The 19,785-nt window shown below is 72.9% G+C and carries 15 protein-coding genes; 5 read left to right on the top strand and 10 right to left on the bottom strand.

Annotated elements, in window-relative coordinates; translation table 11 throughout:
• Nucleotides 1-45 precede the first annotated feature (45 nt).
• Entirely contained in the window at nucleotides 46-210 is a 165-nt protein-coding gene (locus tag IE329_RS17700) for a hypothetical protein (RefSeq protein WP_190211860.1), read from the bottom strand.
• A gap of 261 nt (nucleotides 211-471) precedes the next feature.
• On the opposite strand from IE329_RS17700, the gene IE329_RS17705 reads away from it, so the two are divergent.
• Together IE329_RS17705 and IE329_RS17710 are read left to right on the top strand one after the other, a co-directional pair.
• A complete protein-coding gene (locus tag IE329_RS17705) occupies nucleotides 472-1,413 on the top strand; it encodes an ABC transporter ATP-binding protein (protein ID WP_190211861.1) in 942 nt (313 codons plus the stop codon).
• Nucleotides 1,410-2,405 (top strand): ABC transporter permease, encoded by a 996-nt coding sequence (locus IE329_RS17710; protein ID WP_190211862.1) that lies wholly within the window; start codon nucleotides 1,410-1,412, stop codon nucleotides 2,403-2,405. Before IE329_RS17705 ends, IE329_RS17710 begins: the two co-directional genes overlap by 4 nt.
• A gap of 136 nt (nucleotides 2,406-2,541) precedes the next feature.
• On the opposite strand, the gene IE329_RS17715 is transcribed toward IE329_RS17710, so the two are convergent.
• The 9 genes from IE329_RS17715 to IE329_RS17755 form a co-directional block, all read right to left on the bottom strand.
• The gene (locus tag IE329_RS17715; RefSeq protein ID WP_190211863.1) at nucleotides 2,542-3,309 is read right to left on the bottom strand and encodes a helix-turn-helix transcriptional regulator; all 768 of its coding nucleotides are present in this window, start codon (nucleotides 3,307-3,309) and stop codon (nucleotides 2,542-2,544) included.
• Between the two features lie 73 nt (nucleotides 3,310-3,382).
• The gene (locus tag IE329_RS17720) at nucleotides 3,383-4,387 is read right to left on the bottom strand and encodes a carboxymuconolactone decarboxylase family protein (RefSeq protein ID WP_229927530.1); all 1,005 of its coding nucleotides are present in this window, start codon (nucleotides 4,385-4,387) and stop codon (nucleotides 3,383-3,385) included.
• Between the two features lie 80 nt (nucleotides 4,388-4,467).
• Nucleotides 4,468-5,256: an SAM-dependent methyltransferase gene (locus tag IE329_RS17725; protein ID WP_190211865.1), complete on the bottom strand. Its 789-nt coding sequence runs from the start codon at nucleotides 5,254-5,256 to the stop codon at nucleotides 4,468-4,470.
• A gap of 20 nt (nucleotides 5,257-5,276) precedes the next feature.
• Complete coding sequence (locus IE329_RS17730; RefSeq protein ID WP_190211906.1) at nucleotides 5,277-6,152, bottom strand: SDR family NAD(P)-dependent oxidoreductase; 876 nt, start codon at nucleotides 6,150-6,152, stop codon at nucleotides 5,277-5,279.
• Nucleotides 6,152-6,814 carry a carboxymuconolactone decarboxylase family protein gene (locus IE329_RS17735; RefSeq protein WP_308438384.1) on the bottom strand — a complete coding sequence of 221 codons (663 nt, stop codon included), beginning with the start codon at nucleotides 6,812-6,814 and terminating at the stop codon, nucleotides 6,152-6,154. Before IE329_RS17735 ends, IE329_RS17730 begins: the two co-directional genes overlap by 1 nt.
• A 326-nt stretch (nucleotides 6,815-7,140) precedes the next feature.
• Nucleotides 7,141-7,512 carry an ArsR/SmtB family transcription factor gene (locus IE329_RS17740; RefSeq protein ID WP_190211867.1) on the bottom strand — a complete coding sequence of 124 codons (372 nt, stop codon included), beginning with the start codon at nucleotides 7,510-7,512 and terminating at the stop codon, nucleotides 7,141-7,143.
• Nucleotides 7,513-8,057: 545 nt separating this feature from the next.
• On the bottom strand, nucleotides 8,058-8,264 hold the full coding sequence (locus IE329_RS17745; RefSeq protein WP_190211868.1) for a hypothetical protein: 207 nt from the start codon (nucleotides 8,262-8,264) through the stop codon (nucleotides 8,058-8,060).
• Nucleotides 8,234-8,935 (bottom strand): DUF899 domain-containing protein, encoded by a 702-nt coding sequence (locus IE329_RS17750; protein ID WP_190211869.1) that lies wholly within the window; start codon nucleotides 8,933-8,935, stop codon nucleotides 8,234-8,236. The genes IE329_RS17745 and IE329_RS17750 overlap by 31 nt, the downstream gene beginning before the upstream one ends.
• Before the next feature lie 162 nt (nucleotides 8,936-9,097).
• Nucleotides 9,098-10,648 carry a GMC family oxidoreductase gene (locus IE329_RS17755; protein ID WP_190211870.1) on the bottom strand — a complete coding sequence of 517 codons (1,551 nt, stop codon included), beginning with the start codon at nucleotides 10,646-10,648 and terminating at the stop codon, nucleotides 9,098-9,100.
• Nucleotides 10,649-10,940: 292 nt separating this feature from the next.
• On the opposite strand from IE329_RS17755, the gene IE329_RS17760 reads away from it, so the two are divergent.
• From IE329_RS17760 to IE329_RS17770, 3 genes are read left to right on the top strand one after another with little or no spacing between them, the layout of a single operon-like run.
• The gene (locus IE329_RS17760; RefSeq protein WP_190211871.1) at nucleotides 10,941-12,893 is read left to right on the top strand and encodes a CRTAC1 family protein; all 1,953 of its coding nucleotides are present in this window, start codon (nucleotides 10,941-10,943) and stop codon (nucleotides 12,891-12,893) included.
• Entirely contained in the window at nucleotides 12,890-13,906 is a 1,017-nt protein-coding gene (locus IE329_RS17765) for an enediyne biosynthesis protein (protein ID WP_229927531.1), read from the top strand. Before IE329_RS17760 ends, IE329_RS17765 begins: the two co-directional genes overlap by 4 nt.
• A complete protein-coding gene (locus IE329_RS17770) occupies nucleotides 13,903-19,785 on the top strand; it encodes a type I polyketide synthase (RefSeq protein WP_190211872.1) in 5,883 nt (1,960 codons plus the stop codon). The genes IE329_RS17765 and IE329_RS17770 overlap by 4 nt, the downstream gene beginning before the upstream one ends.

The following is a 19,785-nucleotide window of genomic DNA, read 5'->3' on the forward strand; positions in this document are numbered from 1 at the left end:
CCGCGATGGCCCCGCCTTGACGGAACCACCGCGGCACAGGACCCGTTACTCCGCGGCGGTCTCGGCGGCCGCGTTGGACACGGAGGAGAAGCTGGAGACGGGGCAGGCGGCGCAGGCCAGCGAGCTGACGCTGATGCCACCGTTGACGGTGTCCAGCTCCTCGATCTCGATGTCGAACTGCTCGTTCGAGGTGATCTCGTTGTCGGCCATGATGGTCTCCCTCCGGGTGAGGCGCCGGCCCCGGCGGGGCTGGTCACCTTCGGCGCCATTTCGCTTTCCGGCTTTTTCTCCGGCTCGCTGGTGGCGATGAGAAAACTATGCACCCGGGGCAGAGGAGTTCGTCAGTAGGGGATGTCAGGAATTCCCCTCTACAAAATGCCACACCCTGATCCATGACATTTTGCACCCCATCTGACATGCACTGATGCCCTCTCTTGCGTTCATCGGTGGGCGCAGGTCACGCTGTATTCCATGACACTCACCACAGGCCCGGGAATTCCCGGGACACCGGCCGTGGAGGTGCGGGACCTGCACCGCAGCTACGGCGATTACGAAGCCGTCCGGGGAATTTCCTTCACGGTCGCGCGGGGCGAGCTGTTCGCCCTGCTGGGCACCAACGGCGCCGGCAAGACGACCACCCTGGAGGTGCTGGAGGGGTACCGCCCGCCGAGCTCGGGCACCGTCCGGGTACTGGGGAGGGATCCGTACGCCCGGGGCACCCTGGTCCGGCGCCGGACCGGGGTGATGCTCCAGGAGGGCGGCTTCTTCAAGGAGTTGACCGTCGGGGAGACGGTCGACGCCTGGCGCTCCTTCCTGTCCGGGGCCCGCCCCGCCGCCGAGGTGCTCGGCCAGGTGGGCCTCACCGAGCGGGCCGGCACCCGGGTCGCGCAGCTGTCCGGCGGCGAACGGCGGCGCCTGGACCTGGCGTTGGCGGTGCTGAACGCACCGGAGCTGCTGTTCCTGGACGAGCCGACCACCGGCATGGACCCGGAGGCCCGGCGGATCACCTGGCGTCTGGTGCAGGACCTCCGGGCGGCCGGCACCACCGTCCTGCTGACCACCCACTACCTGGAGGAGGCCCAGCAGCTGGCCGACCGGGTGGCCATCATGGACCGGGGCCGGCTGGCCGCGGTCGGAACGGTCCAGGAGGTGCTCTCCGGGCACCGCACCCGGATCACCTTCCCGCTGCCGGCCGGCCTGACTGCCGCCCAACTGCCCACCGTGCTGGGCGAGTCACCGGCGGTGGAGGACGGCGTCGTGGTCTACACGGCGGCCCGCACCGCGCCGGCCCTGGCCGTGCTGCACGGCTGGGCGGCGAGCAGGTCGGTGGAGCTGGACGGCATCGAGGCGCGCAACGCCTCGCTGGAGGACGTCTTCCTGGAGCTGGCACACGAGAGGGCGGGATCCCGATGAGCAGCGCGACCGACAGCAGCGCGACCGACCGCAGTGCGACCGACCGCGGCGTGATCACCGGCGTGCTCACCGGTGGCGCCGGCGACGGCAGGGGCGACAACAGAGGCGGTGCGGCGGCCAGGACGGCGACGGGGAGCCGGGCGGCGAAGCGGCCGGGCCCGGCGGCCGAGCGGCGCCGGGAGCTCGGCTGGCCGCAGTACGCGCGCGGCCAGTTCCTGCTCTCCTGGCGGGTGTTCTGGCGCAACCGGCGCTCCACCTTCATCGGCTTCCTGCTGCCGGTGCTGCTGAACCTGGTGGTGGCGGCGCCGCTGCGGGACAAGGAGATCGGCGGGGTGAACGCGGCCGCGTACAGCACCGTCGGGTTCATCGGCTTCGCGCTGGTCACCTCGTTCATCAACCTGCTGAACGGCGTGGTCGCGCGCCGCGACGACCTGGTGCTCAAGCGGCTGCGCGGCACCGAGGTCCCGGCGACGGCGATCTTCGCCGGGCAGTTCGGCGCGGCCGGCGCGGTGGTGCTGCTGCAGGTGCTGCTGCTGGGCGGCCTCTCGGTGGGCTGGTTCGGGGCGCCGCTGCCCGCCGACCCGCTGCTGTTCGCCCTCACCCTGGTGGCCGGCTACCTGCTCTTCGCGGTGCTGGCGGTGGCACTGTCCGGGCTGACCCGGAGCGCCGAGGCGGCCCCGATGGTCGCCACCCCGGTGCTGCTGGTCTGCATGTTCGGCAGCGGCGTGGTGGCACCGCTCAGCTCGATGCCGCACTGGCTGCAGGGGCCCGCCCACAACCTGCCGCTGGCGCCGGTGGTGGAGACGCTGCGGACGGCCTGGTTCGGCCGCCCGTTCGGCGCCGAGACCTGGTCCGGCGGCGCGCTCGCGCGGATCGACCTGCTGCACGGCTGGCAGCACGCGGCCGGCTCGCTGCTGCTGGTGGCGGCCTGGACGGCCGGGGCCGCGGTGCTGGGGCGGCGGCTGTTCCGCTGGGAGCCGCGCCACGGATGAGACGTGCGGGCGGCCCCGGTCACCGAGGTGTCCGCCCGGCCGGTCGAGCGGCCGGGCGGACACGCCGATGACCGGGGCCCCGGCGCGTCCGGGGCCCCGGTCACGGGCGGGTCGCCCCGCTCCGGACGGACCGGCCTCAGCCGAGGGTCCGGGCCACCAGTTGCGGCTGGGGCAGCTGCCAGCAGTCGAGTTCGGGCAGGGCGAGCAGGATCGGCAGGTCGAACGGGCAGAACCCACGGGTCTCCAGGTCGACATCGATCTCCTGTCCGGCCCGGACCGTCAAGGGGCGGCTCGCCCCGATGAACAGCGGCCGGCGGTTCCAGGGCAGCGGCTCGACGTCGCGCATCGCGACCACCGCGGCCCGCAGGTGCCACACCCCCTCCGCGACGCCGTCCAGCCGGAAGGCCCCCGGCCCGTCCAGAACGTCGCAGGCGACCGGTTCGCCCTGGACGATCGGGTCGCTGAACGCCGCCACGTAGATCCGGGTCGGCAGCCCCACGTCCGGGACGCCGACCACGCCCCGCACCGCGCACGGCCGGTGGGAGGCCGCCGAGCGGAAGGCGCCCGGCTCCCGCGGCATGCCCGCTCTCGCCAGCGTCCGGTAGCGGCCCGGGGAGAGCCCGACGCTGCGGGTGAAGCGGCTGGTGAAGGTACCGAGGCTGTTGTAACCCACTTGGTAGGAGATGTCGGTGACGCTCAGTGGGGTCCGGAGCAGCAGGTTCTTCGCCTTGTGCAGCCGGATCGCGGACAGGAAGCGTCCCGGCGAGGTGCCGGTGAGGCTCCGGAACACCCGGGAGAAGTAGAACTTGCTCAGAATGGCGGTGTCCGCGATGTCGTCCAACGACAGCGGTTCCTCGTAGCGCTCCCACATCGTGGCGATGGCACGCTCGACAGCGGCTTGCAAGACATCTCTTCCTTCCGTGCGAATCCGGGGGTATCCGTACGAACAAGGTGCTGCCGGCGCTCCGGGCCGGCGGTCAGCCGTCCTGCTGCATCCACGCTCCGACCTGGCGGGCGGCCGTCAGGCTGGCCCAGGACGTCAGCCCGACCAGCGCCTGGTCGTCCGGCCGGCCGGCGGCCCGCCGGAAGTCGGCGATCACGGTCTCGTCCACGGTGTAGGAGGCGAGGGCGGTCAGCAGCACCAGCCGGGCCGCCGGACGCTCCTCGGGGACCAGCGCGGCCACGGCCTGGTCGGCCCAGCCCCGGCCGAGCCCGGGCGGGCGGCCGTCCCAGCGCGCCAGGGTGTCGTGCAGCAGCTCCTGGACGGCCTTCGGCACGTCCTTGCGCCCGGCCTCCTCGACCGCGGCGGCGGCCCGGGCGAAGGCCGAGGCGATCACCGGGTTGCCCTCGGCCCAGGCGAGGTCGGCGGGCAGCGGGGCGGGCGCCAGCAGGTCCAGCGAGACGCCGGGGGCCGGCGTGGAGCGGGCGGAGGAACGGATCAGCCAGGTGAGCACCCGCAGCACCGGGCGCAATGAGCTCTCCGGGGCGCCCGGCGGCAGCGGCACCGCGCCGAGGAAGACGTTCACCATCCGGTTGAGGTACTGCATGATGACGACGGTGCCGAGCAGTTCGGGCAGGTGCGCGGCCGGGAAGGGCCGCGGGTTCGCGGCCGCCGTGTCCCGGGCGGCGCCGAGCCGGGCCCAGGTGGTGACCTCGTCGAACTGCCCCGCGCCGCACGCGGCGTCGCGGCCGGGGGTCAGGCTGTGCAGGACGGCGGTGTGCATCCGCTCGCAGAACGGGCACTCGTTGCCCGCCGAGACGGCGCACGCCACCGCCTCCTTGGCCGGCCGTGCGGCGGCGCCCTCCACCAGCATGGTCTCCCGCAGCATCAGCCAGCTGGCGGCGAGCGGGCCGGCCGCGGGCGCGTGCAGGGCGATCGGCGGCGCGAGCACCCCGAAGTCCCGTTCCAGCTCCTGGTAGACCTGGGCGACGCCGCCGCGCGCCCGGTCGAAGCCGACCGGCTTCACATGACGCACCTGCATCAACGACAGTCCTCGCAGGCGCGACTGGACAAACTTTCTGCGCACGGAACTCTCCCCGGTTCGAACGGTCAGCGGTCGGTTCACGGCTTGCGTGCCACGGCACACCACATCGCCGGAGCCGCGGCCTGTTCGGCCGGCGACTCCGGACGCCACTCCCCCGGGACCACCACTCCCGGCGGTACCACTTCGAGGCCCTCGCCCAGCAACGCGGTGACCTCCGCCCGGCCCCGGCGCACCACCTGGGCGCCCCAGCCGGGCAGCATCAGCTCCAGCGCGGCGTCCATCGGCCCGGCCAGCTCGTGCGGCGCCAGGTGCCCGAAGGCCACCCAGCTGCCGGACGGGACGGCGTCCACCAGCAGCCGGACCAGGCCCGCCGGGTCCTCCTCGCCGGGGACGAAGTGCAGCCCGCCGAAGAGCAGCAGGCCGACCGGGCGGGACAGGTCCAAGGTCGCCGCGGCGTCCCGCAGGACCTGGTCCGGATCGCTCAACTCCCCCTGCACGTAGGCCGTCGGGCTGCGCGGCTGCTGCCGGAGCAGCCGCCGCGCATGGTCGACCACGCCGTCGTCCCGGCCCACGTAGACCACCCGGGTGTCCGGGGACACCCGCTGGGCCACCTGGTGCGTGCTGCCCATGGTCGGCAGGCCCGCGCCGATGTGCAGCAGCTGCCGCACGTCCGCCTCGCCGACCAGGTGGCCCACGATCCGGCCGAGCGCGGCACGGGCCGTCCGCAGCTCGGCCCGCAGGTCACCCACCGGCCAGGCGGTGCAGGCCAGTTCGGCGGCCGTCCGGTCGGCCGGCCCGTTGGCCGCACCACCCAGCAGGTAGTCCACGGCCCGCGCCAGACTGGGGATGTCGAACTCCTCGGTCACACCATTCCTCAGCTGAACTGTCAGGGGATCGGGAAGAAGGCGCGCACGAACTTCTCGAAGAGCCGGTCTCCGATCGTCCAGCGCATCCGGGGGAGCAGCCGCGAGGGCACCCCGATCCGGTAGCGGATCTGCGGGTTGTCGCTGCTCACGGCCTTCTCGATGACCTTCGCCACGGTCTCCGCGCGGACGGCCATCCGGCCGCGCCCGGTCGGGCGGTCGGTCTCGCGGTAGGCGCCGTGCCAGTCGACGAAGTACTGCCAGAAGTCGTCGTACAGGCCGGTCTTCTCCTGCCCGGACATCCCGAGGTCGGCCACCGACATCGGCACGAAGCCGCCGAGCACCGGCGAGGGCTCGATCAGCACCACCTTGATGCCGAACCCGGAGACCTCGTGCCGCAGCGAGTCACCGATCGCCTCCAGGGCGTGCTTGGTGGCCTGGTAGTAGCCGCGGCCCGGGGTGGCGAACTGGCCGAAGATGGAGGACATGATGACCACCCGGCCGCTGCCCTGGGCGCGCATCCCGGGGAGCACCAGCTGGGTGAGCCGGGAGAGCCCGAAGACGTTGGTCTCGAACTGCCGGCGCACCTCCTCGATCGGGGTCTCGCCGATGGTGCCGTTGAGGCTGTAGGCCGCGTTGTTGATGAGGGTGCCGACCGCGCCGTGCTCGGCGGTGATCTTGTCCACCGCGTCGATCATCGACTGTTCGTCCGTCACGTCCAGGTGGAGCACCTGGATCCCCTCGGCCGCCAGGCCCGCCAGCGCCTCCAGGTTGCGGCCGGTCGCGTAGACCGGCCACCCCGCGCGGTGCAGCCGCAGCGCGGCGGCCTGGCCGGTCCCGGAGGACATCCCGGTGCCCGAGGAGGCACCGGTCAGCAGGATCGCCCGGGACGGCGTCATCACGCCGCCGTCCCGGCTCCGCCGTCCGCGCCGGCGTCGGCGTCGGACTGCCGGGAGATCCGGCTGCGGGTCATCGAGGTGCCCAGGCCGAAGCCGTCCACCAGCCGGTTGATGAAGGCGAAGAGCCCGGCGGTGAAGACCGCCTCCAGCATCTCCTCGTTGCTCCAGCCGGCGGCGGCGACCCGGTCCCAGTCCTCGTCGGTGATCCGGTAGGCGCCGGTGCAGACCTGGGTGACCAGCTCCATCAGCGCCAGCGTCCGCTCGTCGAGCGGCAGTTCACCGGGCTTGTCGGCGGTGGCGATCGCGTGGGTCAGCTCCTCGCTGCCGCCGAACTGCGAGAGGAACCAGTTGTGGGTCCCGACGCAGTAGGGGCAGCCGTTGACCTTGGAACTCCAGGCGGAGATCATCTCGCGGGTGGCCCGCGGCAGCACACCGTCGTTGAAGACGCCGGTGTATCCGGTGATGAGCACCTCCATCAGATCCGGCCGGGTGGAGACGAGCCGAAACATATCGGGTACGAATGGGAGACCGGTCCTGCTCTTGATCAGGTCGTAGAGTTCCGCGGTCCTGCCGGTCGCCTCGGACTCCTCGATCAGCGGAACACGCGCCGCCGGACCCTGCTGCTCACCCATGGAAGTGACTCCTTCGCGGTGGACGGACATTCACGAGCAACCCGATGTTGTCAGGGGCGCGCAGAGCGTTTGTCTCCTAAATTGCCCTCTTCCTTCAACCGTCCGAATCCCAAGTCGTATTTGCCGCAGGCAAATTCACCCCGTGCAGTGGACCGGCACCGCTCCCCCCTGCGCCCCGGAGCCGACGGGACGAGGGGTGAAGGGGTACCGCTGACGTGCGGGGGCCGCGCGGGCCCCGGGCCCGGCGGGTGACGCGTGACCGGCGGGCACAGCCGCGGTGCGGGCCCGTACCGCGGCACGGGCCCGCACCCGCAGCACGGGCCCGGTCCGGCGGTACGGGCCCGGTCCGGTGGCCCCTACCGGGGCGTCTCGGGCGGGCGCGACTCCCGTTCGGCCGCCTCCGCGATGCGCTTGACGGTGGCGAGCCGGCGGTCCCAGTCGGCCGCGAGCGTGGCCATCCAGCGCGCGGTGGCACCCAGTGCGGCCGGCTGCACCGAGTACCGCACCTCACGGCCGACCCGGGTGCCGGAGACCAGCCCGGCGGCGTCCAGGACACCGAGGTGCTTGACCACCGCCTGCCTGGTCACCGGAAGGCTTCCGGCAAGGGTCGTCGCGGTGACCTCGCCCTGGGCGGCGAGCAGGTCGAGCAGGCGACGGCGGGTGGGGTCGGCCAGTGCAGCGAGGACGCTGTCGACCCCTTCGGCGGCGCCGGCGGGTTTCTCCGTCACACGGACGACTCTTCGACCGGGGCCCGGAGTCCCGGTCCGGCCGTCGCCGACCGGAGCAGCCCGGGCCGCGCCTCGAACAGGGCATCGCGTTCGATCAGCCGGCCACCCATGCGAGGGCTCCTTCACTGCCGCCAATGGATACGACTCCATAGTGGCACATCGGCCTCCCAGGAGCAACCTGGGAGTTGCACTCCGGGCGCGAACCGATTCCGCGGCCGCGGCGGTTCCCGTGCCCCCGACCGGCCCGGCCCGGCCCGACGCGGACGGGAGGCCTGCAGACCGCCCGGCGCGGCCGCACCCGACGGCCGGCCCCACCGGACCGCCCGGCCCGGCCGGGAGCACCGGCAGGGAGCACCGGCAGGGAGCACCGACGAGCGCCGGGGCCCGCTCGCACGACCGCTGCTCGCGGTCGGACGGACGGGCCCCGGCGCTCGGGGCGGACGCGTCGTACAGGTCGTACGGCTCACGCGCGGACGGCTCGTGCGCGCGGAGCGGGCCGGGCCGGCCCACCCGGGCCGGGGCCCGGGCCCGAGCCGTGACCGGCCTCAGCCGGACTCCACCAGCACCACCAGGGCCACGGCGGCCAGCAGGCCGGCCACCGCGCCCAGCACCGCCCCCAGCGGGTGGTGCCGAACCCACCAGCCGATCCAGCCGCCGGCGAGCGGCAGCAGGACCGCCCCGGCCACCGCCGGGTACTGGGCGAGCCAGCCGGGCCGGCGCATCAGCTGGCGAACTTGTCCGTACCGTTCCACCAGTTCGTCCCGGCGGTGACCGCGTCCGCGTTGTCGTACATGTCGTGGTGGCGCCACCAGTCCCAGGGCTGCTCCAGCTGGGCCTCCTGGCGCCCGAGCGGCGTCAGGTCCAGGTAGTTGTAGAAGTTCTTGAAGATGTCACCGCCCCGGTCGTAGATCGAGTAGGTGTGGAAGACGTCCGTCCCGTCGGTCATGAAGACGCTCACGCCGGGGAGTTCGCCCTGCTCGGTGGTGACGTGGTAGTCCACGTTGAAGTCCGAGCCGAACGAGGACACCCAGGGGATGTCCCAGCCCATCCGGGCCTTGAAGGCCTCCAGCTTGGGCAGCTGGCCGCGCGAGACCATCACGAAGGTGGTCTCCCGGGCGTTGATGTGGGCCAGGTGCCCGACCGAGTCGGCCTGCATCGAGCAGCCGATGCAGCCCTCCTCCTGGTCCGGGCCGAACATGAAGTGGCGGACGATCAGCTGGCGCCGGCCCTGGAACAGGTCCAGCAGGGACAGCTCGCCCTGGGGGCCGTGGAAGACGTAGTCCTTGTCGACCTTGACCATGGGCAGCTCCGGCCGGGCCGCGACGACCTCGTCGTGCAGCCGGGTGAGCTGCTTCTCCTTCTCCAGCAGCTCCTTGCGGGCCTGGAGCCACTCCTCGCGGGTTGCCACCTTGGGCAGGTTCATCGGACTCTCCTGGTTCTGGTTGTTCCGGTTCTGGGTCTGGTCTCCGGTTCCGGTACCGGTCCCGGCGCCGGCTCCGAAGCCGGCTCTGGCGCTGGTCCTGGGCGCGCGTACGCGTGCGGGTGGGGACGCGTGGCCTCCCGGGTCCGCCCCGGGGCCACCGGATCAGCCGGCGCGCAGCCAGTCGGCCAGCCGCTCGCCGATCATGGTCGAGGTCAGGTTGGTGTTGCAGTTGACGATGCCCGGCATCACCGAGGCGTCCGCCAGGTAGAGGCCCTCGGTGCCGTGCACCTTGAGGTGTCCGTCGACGACCGCGCCCTCGTCCTCGGCCAGGCCCATCCGGGCGGTGCCGACCGGGTGGTAGGCACTGTCGAGGCTGATCCGGGTGTACTGCCGGACCATCTCCTCGTTCTCGATCAGCTGGTCGTTGAGGACGATGAAGTCCTCGCCGAGGCTGCGGATGCCGGGGTGGTTCACCAGCTCCCAGCAGGTCCGCACGGCGTCGGCGAGCTTCTCCAGGTCGCGCTCGGTGGCGAGGAAGTTCAGGTCGATGTCGGGGGCGGCCGCCGGGTCGGCGGAGCTCAGCCGCAGACGCCCGCGCGACTGGGGCTTCTGGTCGACCACCATCACGCCGAGGATCACGTTGCCGCCGGCCAGCATCTGCAGGTCGGGGAACATGGTCAGGTCGAAGTGGTTGACCATGTAGTACTGCAGGTCGTTGAAGTCGGAGGAGCCCTTCGCCGTGGTGCGCACCATGGCCTGGAGGAAGGGCGCGCTGCGGTCGATCGCCCCGGGGGCCGGCTTCATGAAGACGCCGGTGCGCGGGTGGTCGATCAGGTTGGCGCCGACGCCGGGCCGGTCCACCCGGACGTCGATGCCCAGGCGGCGCAGGTCCTCGGCCGGCCCGATGCCCGACCGCAGCAGGATGGTGGGCGAGTTGACCGCGCCCGCGGAGAGCACCACCCGCCGCGACCGCACCTCCTCGGCCGGCCCGCCGCCGGCGGAGAGCTCCACGCCCACCGCGCGGACGCCCTCGAACAGCACCCGGTGGACCAGCACGCCCGACCGGACGGTCAGGTTCTCCCGCGACCGCACCTCGGGGGTGAGGTAGCCCAGGGCCGCGTTGACCCGGACCTCGGTGTCCCGCCGGTTGGACGGAATCGGCCCGATTCCGGTGGCCTCCGGGTGATTGTGGTCGGCAACTTCGGGGAAGCCGGCCCCCAGGCTCGCGTCGATGAATGCCGCCTGGGCGGGCGTCAGCTCGTCCGCGCGCCACCGCCGGATCGGTATCGGGCCGCCCTTTCCGTGAATCTCCTCGTCGCCCCGGTCGAGGTCGTCCTCCAGCTTGCGGTAAAAGGGCAGCACCTCGGACCAGGACCATTCCGGGTTTCCGGCGCCGGCCCATTCGTCGAAATTCTCGGGAACGCCGCGCAGGGCGATCGTCGCACCCACCGAGGACGATCCACCGGACACCTTCCCGCGGGGGAAGAGAATCCGGCGGCCGTCGCTGATCTCGGCCCTGAACTTCCAGTCGTGCGCGCTCAGGGACATCGCGTTGCCGTCCCGGATGTCGGCCGGGAGGTCGTCCTTCCCCGGGAAGTCGGGACCTGCTTCCAGCAGGAGCACCTTGCGCGCCGGGTCCTCGCTGAGCCGTGCGGCGATCGCCGCGCCGGCCGAGCCCGATCCGACAACGATGTCGTCATAAGTCTGCGTCATGGAACGTCCTCGGGGTCGCGGATTCCGATTGGAACAACCTTCTGTCCACGAGCTTCACAGCCGCCGGGTCGGCTGTCTTCTCCCAGCGTGCTCTCCCTCCTGGCCGGGGCCGCAGAACCGGTGGGCAAGATGAGAGAAGCGTCACGGCAGGGGCTCATCCATGCTCAAAAACTATGACGGCCTACAAAGGGAGTTGAAGCGCCTATCGGCCGAGCATCCATCACATTGTTATTCCTGCACGGAATGCCTGCATGGAGAGGGGAATGCGTTGTATCGCGAGCGAATTCGTAGAATGATTCCGGGAGTGGCGACGGTGGTGGTGGCCACCTCGCTGTTCTTCGCCGTCAGGGACGGGGTGGCGGTGGCCGGGGGCGACGAGGTCGCCACCCAGTACAAGTTCCAGGAGATGCCGATCGCGCTGCCTCCCGGGTACGAGTCCCAGCCGATGAACACCGTCCGGGTGGTGAACCCGGCGTACCACAAGATCCGCTCCTGGATCTCGTCGGTCGGCGCCGGCATCGCCATCAACGACCTGACCGGTCACGGCCTGGCCGACGGCATGTGCATCGTCGACACCAGGACCGACCAGATCGTGGTGACGTACACCCCCACGGCCCGCCAGGCCGACCGCTTCACCCCGTTCGTGCTGGACGCCGCGCCGCTGCCGATGGACAAGACCATGGCGCCGACCGGCTGCACCCCCGGTGACTTCAACGGCGACGGCCGCACCGACCTGCTGGCCACCTACTGGGGCCGCACCCCGGTGGTCTTCCTGGCCAACTCGGACGCCGGCACCCTCTCGCCCAGCAGCTACACACCGCGCGAGGTGGTGCCCTCGCAGTCCCTCGACGGCCGGTACCACGGCCCCCGCTGGAACACCGACGCGGCCTACGTCGGCGACCTGGACGGCAGCGGCCACCCGTCGATCGTGATCGGGAACTACTTCCCCGACTCGGACGTGCTCGACCCGAACGGCCTGAACAACGTCGAGATGAACGAGTCGCTCTCCAGCGCCAAGAACGCCGGCGGCGACCACGTGCTGCGCTGGGCGCAGGCCAGCGCCGGCCCCGAGCCGGACGTCACCTTCGTCGAGGAGCGGGACGCCATCCCCTTCGACGCCTCCACCGGCTGGACGCTGGCCATCGCGGGCGCCGACCTCACCGGCCAGGGCCGCCCGGACCTCTACATCGCCAACGACTTCGGCCACGCGCACCTGCTGCACAACCAGTCCACCCCGGGCCGGATCAAGTTCATCGAGGCCACCGGCCGGCGGGACGCGACCACCCCCAAGTCCTTCGTGCTCGGCAAGGGCTCGTTCAAGGGCATGGGCGTCGACTTCGCCGACATCAACAACAACGGCAGCTTCGACATGATGGTCAGCAACATCACCGCGGCCTGGGGCCTGGAGGAGTCCAACTTCCTCTGGGTGAACCAGGCCAAGGACAACGCCGACATGAAGCGGCAGCTGGAGGACGGCGTCGCGCCGTTCACCCAGGAGGCCCGCGAGCACGGCGTCGCGTGGACCGGCTGGGGCTGGGACACCAAGATGGCCGACTTCCGCAACGACGGCGATCTCGCCATCCTCCAGGCCGACGGCTTCGTCAAGGGCAACATCGACCGGTGGCCCTGGCTGCAGGAGATGGCCATGACCAACGACGACCTGCTCTCCAACCCGGCGATGTGGCCCAACGTCCAGCCCGGCGACGACCTGGCCGGCGACGACGCGCTCGCCTTCTACGCCCGGACGCCGAGCGGCACCTTCGCCAACATCAGCAAGCAGCTGGGTCTCGCGGTACCCACCCCGACCCGTGCCATCGCCACCGGGGACACCACCGGCAGCGGCCTGCTGGACTTCGCCGTCGCCCGCCAGTGGGGGCCGCCGGCCTTCTACGCCAACCAGGCTCCCAAGCCCGGCAACTTCCTCAACCTGCGGCTGTACCGCCCGTCCGGCGAGAGCACGGCCGGCCAGGGCATCACCAACACCGGCACCCCCGCCTACGGCGCCACCGTCAAGATCACCACGCCGGACGGCACCCGGGTGTCCCAGCTGGACGGGGGCAGCGGCCACGGCGGGTACCGCAGCTTCGACGTGCACTTCGGCCTCGCCGCCTACGACGGCCCGGTCACCGTGGAGCTCTGCTGGCGGGACACCTCCGGCGCCATGCACGAGAAGACCGAGCAGCTGCGGCCCGGCACCCACTCGCTGCTGCTGACCAGTGACGCCCAGGAGGTTCCGAACCGATGAGTCCCGTGACCCCCCGCACGGCGCCCAAGCCCGTGCCCGTGCCCGCCACCGCGCCCCCCGCCGCGAAGGACCCGCGCTACCTCGCGCTGCGCAACTTCGCGATCTCCATCTCGGTCTTCAACGCCTTCGGCTACACCCTGCTCGGTTTCGAGCAGCCCTGGCTCTGGCCGATCATCGCGGTGCTGACCGCGTACTTCACCGAGATCGTCTTCGAGGTCCTCAGCGCCTGGGCGCAGCGCCGCACCCCGCGCTTCCTCGGCAACGGGATGCGCGGCATGTACGAGTTCCTGCTGCCCTCGCACATCACCGCGCTGGCCGCGAACATGCTGCTCTACGCGAACGACCAGATCCTCCCGGTGCTCTTCGCCACCTTCGTCGGCGTGGCCGGCAAGCACGCGCTGCAGGCACCGGTCGCCGGCCGGATGCGGCACTTCATGAACCCGTCCAACTTCGGCATCACCGTCACCCTGGTCTGCTACGGCTCCTGGGTGAGCATCGCCCCGCCGTACGAGTTCACCGAGAACGCCAACACCTTCTTCCGGGTGGCCATCCCGCTGATCATCGTCACCTCCGGCACCGTGATCAACGCGCTGCTGACCAAGAAGGTCGCGCTGATCGTCGGCTGGCTCGGCGGGTTCGTGATCCAGGCCCTGATCCGGCACTGGGTCTGGGACGTCGCCATCTTCTCGGCGCTCGGCCCGATGAGCGGCGTGGCCTTCGTGCTGTTCACCAACTACATGATCAGCGACCCGGGCACCACCCCGTCCAAGGCCCGCAACCAGTTCATGTTCGGCTCCTGGGTCGCCATGGTCTACGGCGTCCTGATGCTCTTCAACGTCGTCTACACCCTGTTCTTCGCGGTCACCGTGGTCTGCGGGCTGCGCGGGGCCGGCTGGTGGGTGGCGCACCTGATCAAGCGGTCCCGGGCCGCCAAGGCGAACGGGACCGGACTCGGCGACAGCATCGCCGCCGAGCTTGGCAAACAGACCGGATCCGAGGCGATGGCCGCATGACCACCAACCCCGCCAAACCGACAGGGATAGCCGTCGTCGGCGTCGCCTGCCGCTACCCCGACGCCGACTCGCCGGACCAGCTCTGGCAGAACGTGCTCACCGGCCGCCGGGCGTTCCGCCGGCTGCCGGACGAGCGGATGCGGGCCGAGGACTACTACGACCCGGACCCGTCCGCGCCGGACAAGTTCTACTCCGCCAAGGCCGCGGTGATCGAGGGCTTCGAGTTCGACCGGGTCAAGCACCGGGTCGCCGGCTCGACCTTCCGCGCCACCGACATGACGCACTGGCTGGCGCTCGACACCGCCGCCCGGGCCCTGGAGGACGCCGGGTTCCCGCTCGGCGCCGGTCTCGCCGACGCCAACACCGGCGTCATCATCGGCAACACCCTCACCGGCGAGTTCAGCCGGGCCAACCTGATGCGGCTGCGCTGGCCGTACGTGCGGCGCACGGTCGGCGCGGCCCTGCGCGAGCAGGGCTGGGACGACGCCTCGCTGGCCGGCTTCCTGGAGGGGCTGGAGGAGCGCTACAAGAGCCCGTTCCCGCCGATCGGCGAGGACACCCTGGCCGGCGGGCTCGCCAACACCATCGCCGGCCGGATCTGCAACCACTTCGACTTCAAGGGCGGCGGGTTCACCGTCGACGGCGCCTGCTCCTCCTCGCTGCTGTCGGTCGCCACCGCCTGCGACGCGCTGGTCGACGGGCGGCTGGACGTCGCGATCGTCGGCGGCGTGGACCTCAGCATCGACCCCTTCGAGGTGATCGGCTTCGCCAAGACCGGCGCGCTGGCCACCGGCGAGATGAAGGTCTACGACAAGGGCTCCAACGGCTTCTGGCCCGGCGAGGGCTGCGGCATGCTCGTCCTGATGCGCGACCAGGACGCGCGGGCCGAGGGGCGGTTCCGCTACGCGTCGATCGCCGGCTGGGGCTACTCCTCGGACGGCAAGGGCGGCATCACCCGCCCCGAGGCCAGCGGGCACCGGCTCGCCCTCCAGCGGGCCTACGCCACGGCCGGGTTCGGCATCGAGACGGTCTCGTACTTCGAGGGCCACGGCACCGGGACCGCGGTCGGGGACGCCACCGAGCTGCGCGCCTTCACCGAGGCCCGCCGCGCGGCCGACCCGGACGCGCCGCCCGCCGCGATCAGCACCGTCAAGGGCAACTTCGGCCACACCAAGGCGGCGGCCGGCGTGGCCGGCCTGCTCAAGGCCATCCTCGCGGTGCGCCACCAGGTGATCCCCCCGGCCACCAGCCACCACGACCCGCACCCGGAGCTGACCGGCGAGCGGCCCGCCCTGCGGGTGCCCGACCAGGCCGAGCTGTGGCCGGCGGACGCGCCGATCCGGGCCGGCGTCTCCTCGATGGGCTTCGGCGGCATCAACGCGCACGTGGTGGTCGAGCACGCCGACGGGGTCCGCAAGACCGGCGTCGGGTCGACCACCCGCCGGCTCGTCGCCTCCCGGCAGGACGTCGAACTGCTGCTCCTGGACGCCGACGGGATGGCCGAGCTGCGCGGCAAGGTGGCCACCCTCGCGGGGCTCACCCCCCGGCTGTCCTTCGCCGAACTCGGCGACCTGGCCGCCACGCTGCAGGGCGACCTCGCCGACCGCCGGTTCCGTGCCGCCGTGGTCGTCGCCGACCCCGAGCAGGCGGAGCAGCGCTTCACCAAGCTGCTGTCCCTGCTGGACTCCGGCGCCCGCTCGGTGCTGGACCCGAACGGCGGGGTGTACCTCGGCAACGCCGGGACGGACCCGCGGATCGGCTTCCTCTTCCCCGGCCAGGGCGCCGGGCGACGGGGCGACGGCGGCGCGCTCCGCAAGCGCTTCGCCACCGTGGACGAGCTGTACCGCACCCACGCCCAGCCCGCCGAGGGCGACCTGGTCGCCACCGCCGTGGCGCAGCCGCGGATCGTCACCGCCTCCGTCGCCGGGCTGCGGGTGCTGTCCGCCCTCGGCATCGAGGCCGTCGGCGCCGCCGGGCACAGCCTCGGCGAGGTGACCGCCCTGCACTGGGCCGGCGCCATGGACGAGGCCGCGCTGCTGCGGACCGCCGCCGCCCGCGGCCGGATCATGGCGGACGCCAGTGACGGCGGCGGGACGATGGCGGGCATCGCGGCCGAGGCCGCGCTGGTCGAACCGCTGCTGGCGGGCGAGCCGGTGGTGATCGCGGGCTACAACAGCCCCGCGCAGACCGTCGTCTCCGGGCCGGTCGCGGCGGTGGAGCGGGTCTGCGCCAAGGCCGCCGCCGCCGGACTCGGCACCGCCCGGATCAACGTGTCGCACGCCTTCCACTCGGAGGCGGTGGCCCCGGCCGCCGAGGGGCTCCGGGCCCACCTGGCGACCGAGGCCTTCGCCCCGCTGACCGGTCGGATGCTCTCCACCGTCACCGGCGGCGAACTCCCGCCCGAGGTGGACGTGGTGGAGCTGCTCACCCGGCAGGTGCTGGACCCGGTGCGCTTCGACGAGGCCGTCCGGGCGCTGGCCTCCGACGTCGACCTGCTGGTCGAGGTCGGCCCCGGGCGGGTGCTGCGCGGGCTGGCGGGCGAGATCGCGCCGTCGGTGCCGACCGTCTCGCTGGAGTCGGACAGCGCCTCGCTGGCCGGCCTGCTCGGCGCGGTGGCGGCGGCGTTCGCGCTGGGCGCGCCCGTCCGGCACGCGGAGCTGTTCCGCGACCGGTTCACCCGGCCGCTGCCGCTGGACAAGGAGTTCCGCTTCTTCGCCAGCCCCGCCGAGTCGGCCCCCGAGGGGGACTTCTCCTTCGCGGGCGTGCGGCGCGAGGCGCTGCCCGCGGCGCCGGCCGCCGTCGCCACGACGGCCGCCCCGGCCACGGCAACGGCCACGGCCCCGGCCACCGCCGAGCCGGGCGCCGGCAGCCTGGAGGTGCTGCTGAAGCTGGCCGCCGACCGGGCCGAACTGCCCATCGAGGCGGTCAACCCGGGCATCAACCCGCTGGACGAGCTGCACCTGAGCTCGATCACGGTCGGCCAGATCATGAACCAGGCGGCGCAGGAGCTCGGCATCTCCGCCCCGATGGTCACCTCCGCCTTCGCGACCTCCACCCTGGGTGAACTCGCCGGGATGCTGGACGAGTTGGCCGAGACTGCGAACGGCAGCGAGGAGGCGCCGCGGATCGCGACCGGCGTCGCGCCCTGGGTCCGGGCGTTCGCCGTCGACCTCGTCCCGGCCCCGGCGGCGGCGCCGGCCCGGCCCGGGCAGACGCCCGGCCGGTGGCAGCTCTTCGCCCCGGAGCGGCACCCGCTGGCGGAGGCGCTGCGCCGTTCGCTGGACGCGGCCGGCCTGGGCGGCGGGGTGCTGCTCTGCCTGCCGCGGGACTGCGGGCAGGAGCACGCGGCGCTGATGCTGAGCGCCGCGCGGGCCGCGCTGTCCACGGGCGGCGGCGGCCGGTTCGTCGCGGTCGGCGACCGCCGCGGTGCGGCGGGCCTGGCCAAGACCCTGCACCTGGAGGCCCCCGGGGTCACCACCACGCTGGTCACCCTGCCGCTGCCGGACGACCTGGCGGACGCCGCCGCGCGGGAGCTGAGCACGCGGATCGCCGCGGACGTCGCCGGGACCTCCGGCTTCGCCGAGATCCACTACGACCGGGAGGGCGTGCGCCGGGTCCCGGTGCTGCGGCCGCTGGCACCCGCCGCCGACGGGGCCGGACGCCCGGCGCTGGACGGCACCGACGTGCTGCTGGTGACCGGCGGCGGCAAGGGCATCACCGCCGAGTGCGCCCTGGAGCTCGCGCTCGACACCGGCGCCTCGATCGGCCTGCTGGGCCGCTCGGACCCGGCGCAGGACGCCGAGCTGGCGGCGAACCTGGAGCGGATGACGGCCGCGGGCGTGGCGTTCCACTACGCGCGGGCCGACGTCACCTCCGCCGACGAGGTCAAGGACGCGGTCAGCGAGATCCGCACCGCGCTCGGGCCGGTCACCGCCGTGCTGCACGGCGCCGGCCGCAACGAGCCGCACGGCCTCGCCAACCTGGACGAGTCCTCGTTCCGGCGCACCCTGGCCACCAAGATCACCGGCCTGGAGAACGTGCTGGCCGCGACCGACCCGGCCTCGCTGCGGCTGCTGGTCACCTTCGGCTCCATCATCGGCCGGGCCGGCCTGCGCGGTGAGGCGGACTACGCCACCGCCAACGACTGGCTCACCGACCTGACCCTGCGGGTGCAGGAGGACTATCCGGACTGCCGCTGCCTGGCCCTGGAGTGGTCGGTGTGGTCGGGGGCCGGGATGGGCGAGCGGCTCGGCGTGCTGGAGGCGCTGATCCGCGAGGGCATCGAGCCGATCCCGACCGAGCAGGGCGTCGCGCTGCTCAAGCAGCTGCTCGCCGACCCGGCCGCGCCCACCGCGATGGTCGTGATGGGCCGGGCCGGCGGCCTGCCCACGCTCGACCTCGGCCGGCGCGAACTGCCGCTGCTGCGCTTCCTGGAGCGGCCGCAGGCGTACTACCCGGGCATCGAGCTGGTGGCCGACGCGGACCTCTCCGCGGCCGGCGACCCCTACCTCTCCGACCACCTGCTCGACGGGGACCTGCTCTTCCCCGCCGTGCTGGGCATGGAGGCGATGTCGCAGGCCGGCTCGGCCCTGCTCGGGCTGCCGGGCGTGCCGACGCTGGAGGACATGGAGTTCCTGCGGCCGATCGTCGTCCCGGTCGGGGGCACCACCACCGTGCGGGTCGCGGTGCTGGCCAAGGAGGCCGGGACCGTCCAGGCGGTGATCCGCAGCAGCGAGACCGGCTTCCTGGCGGACCACTTCCGGGCGACCCTGCGCTTCGGCGCCCCGGCTCCCGAGGACGCCGGCCCCCGGCCGGTCGCCGAGGACGCCCCGCGGGTGCCGCTGGACCCGGCCCGTGACCTCTACGGCCCGGTGCTCTTCCAGGGCGGACGCTTCCAGCGCCTGCTCGGCTACCGGGAGCTGGCCGCCAAGGGCTGCGTCGCGGAGATCGCCACCGCCTCGACCGCACCCTGGTTCGCCGGCTACCTGCCGGACGGCATGGTGCTGGCCGACCCGGGCACCCGGGACGCGCTGATGCACTCGATCCAGGCCTGCGTCCCGGACGCCACCCTGCTCCCGGTCAGCGTCCGGCGGCTGCACCTGGCCGCGCCGGCGAACGGGGCGACCGACAAGCAGGTCACCCTGCACGCCGTCGAGCGCTCCCGCGACGGTGACACCTATCTGTACGACCTCGACGTGCGCGACCAGGCGGGCCTGCTGGTCGAGCGCTGGGAGGGCCTGGAGCTGCGGGCGGTGCGCAAGCAGGACGGCACCGGCCCCTGGCACCCCGCGCTGCTCGGCGGCTACCTGGAGCGCCGCGCCGAGACGCTGCTGGGCACGCCCCTGCGGGGGGTCGTCCTGCCGGACGGCTACCGGCCCGCGGAGGGCGTGGCGGAGCGGCGGGAGCGGACGGCGGCCGCCGTCGCCTGGGCGCTCGGGCAGCAGACGCCGGTGCGCTACCGCCCGGACGGCCGGCCGGAGATCGACGCCGGCCGGGTGTCCTCCTCGCACGGCGCGGGCGTCACCTTCACGGTGCTCGGGGCGGGCCCGGTGGGCTGCGACGTGGAGCCCGTGACGGACCGCTCGGCGGCCGACTGGGCCGCACTGCTCGGCCCGGACGGCTTCGCCCTGGCCGAGCTGCTGGCCACCGAGCAGGGCGAGGAGCTCTCCCCCGCGGCGGCCCGGGTCTGGGGCGCGACCGAGTGCCTGCGCAAGAACGGCCGTGCGCTGGCCGGCCTGACGCTGGCCGAGGCGCCGGACGTGCCGGAGCGCTGGGTGATGCTGCGGTCCGGCCAGGCGCTGATCGCGACCTTCCCGACGGCCCTGCACGGGGTCGACGTGCCGGTGATGTTCGCCCTGATGTCGGAAAGCGAGGACTGA

The organism is Kitasatospora indigofera, from assembly GCF_014655955.1.
Classification (GTDB): Bacteria; Actinomycetota; Actinomycetes; order Streptomycetales; family Streptomycetaceae; genus Kitasatospora; species Kitasatospora indigofera.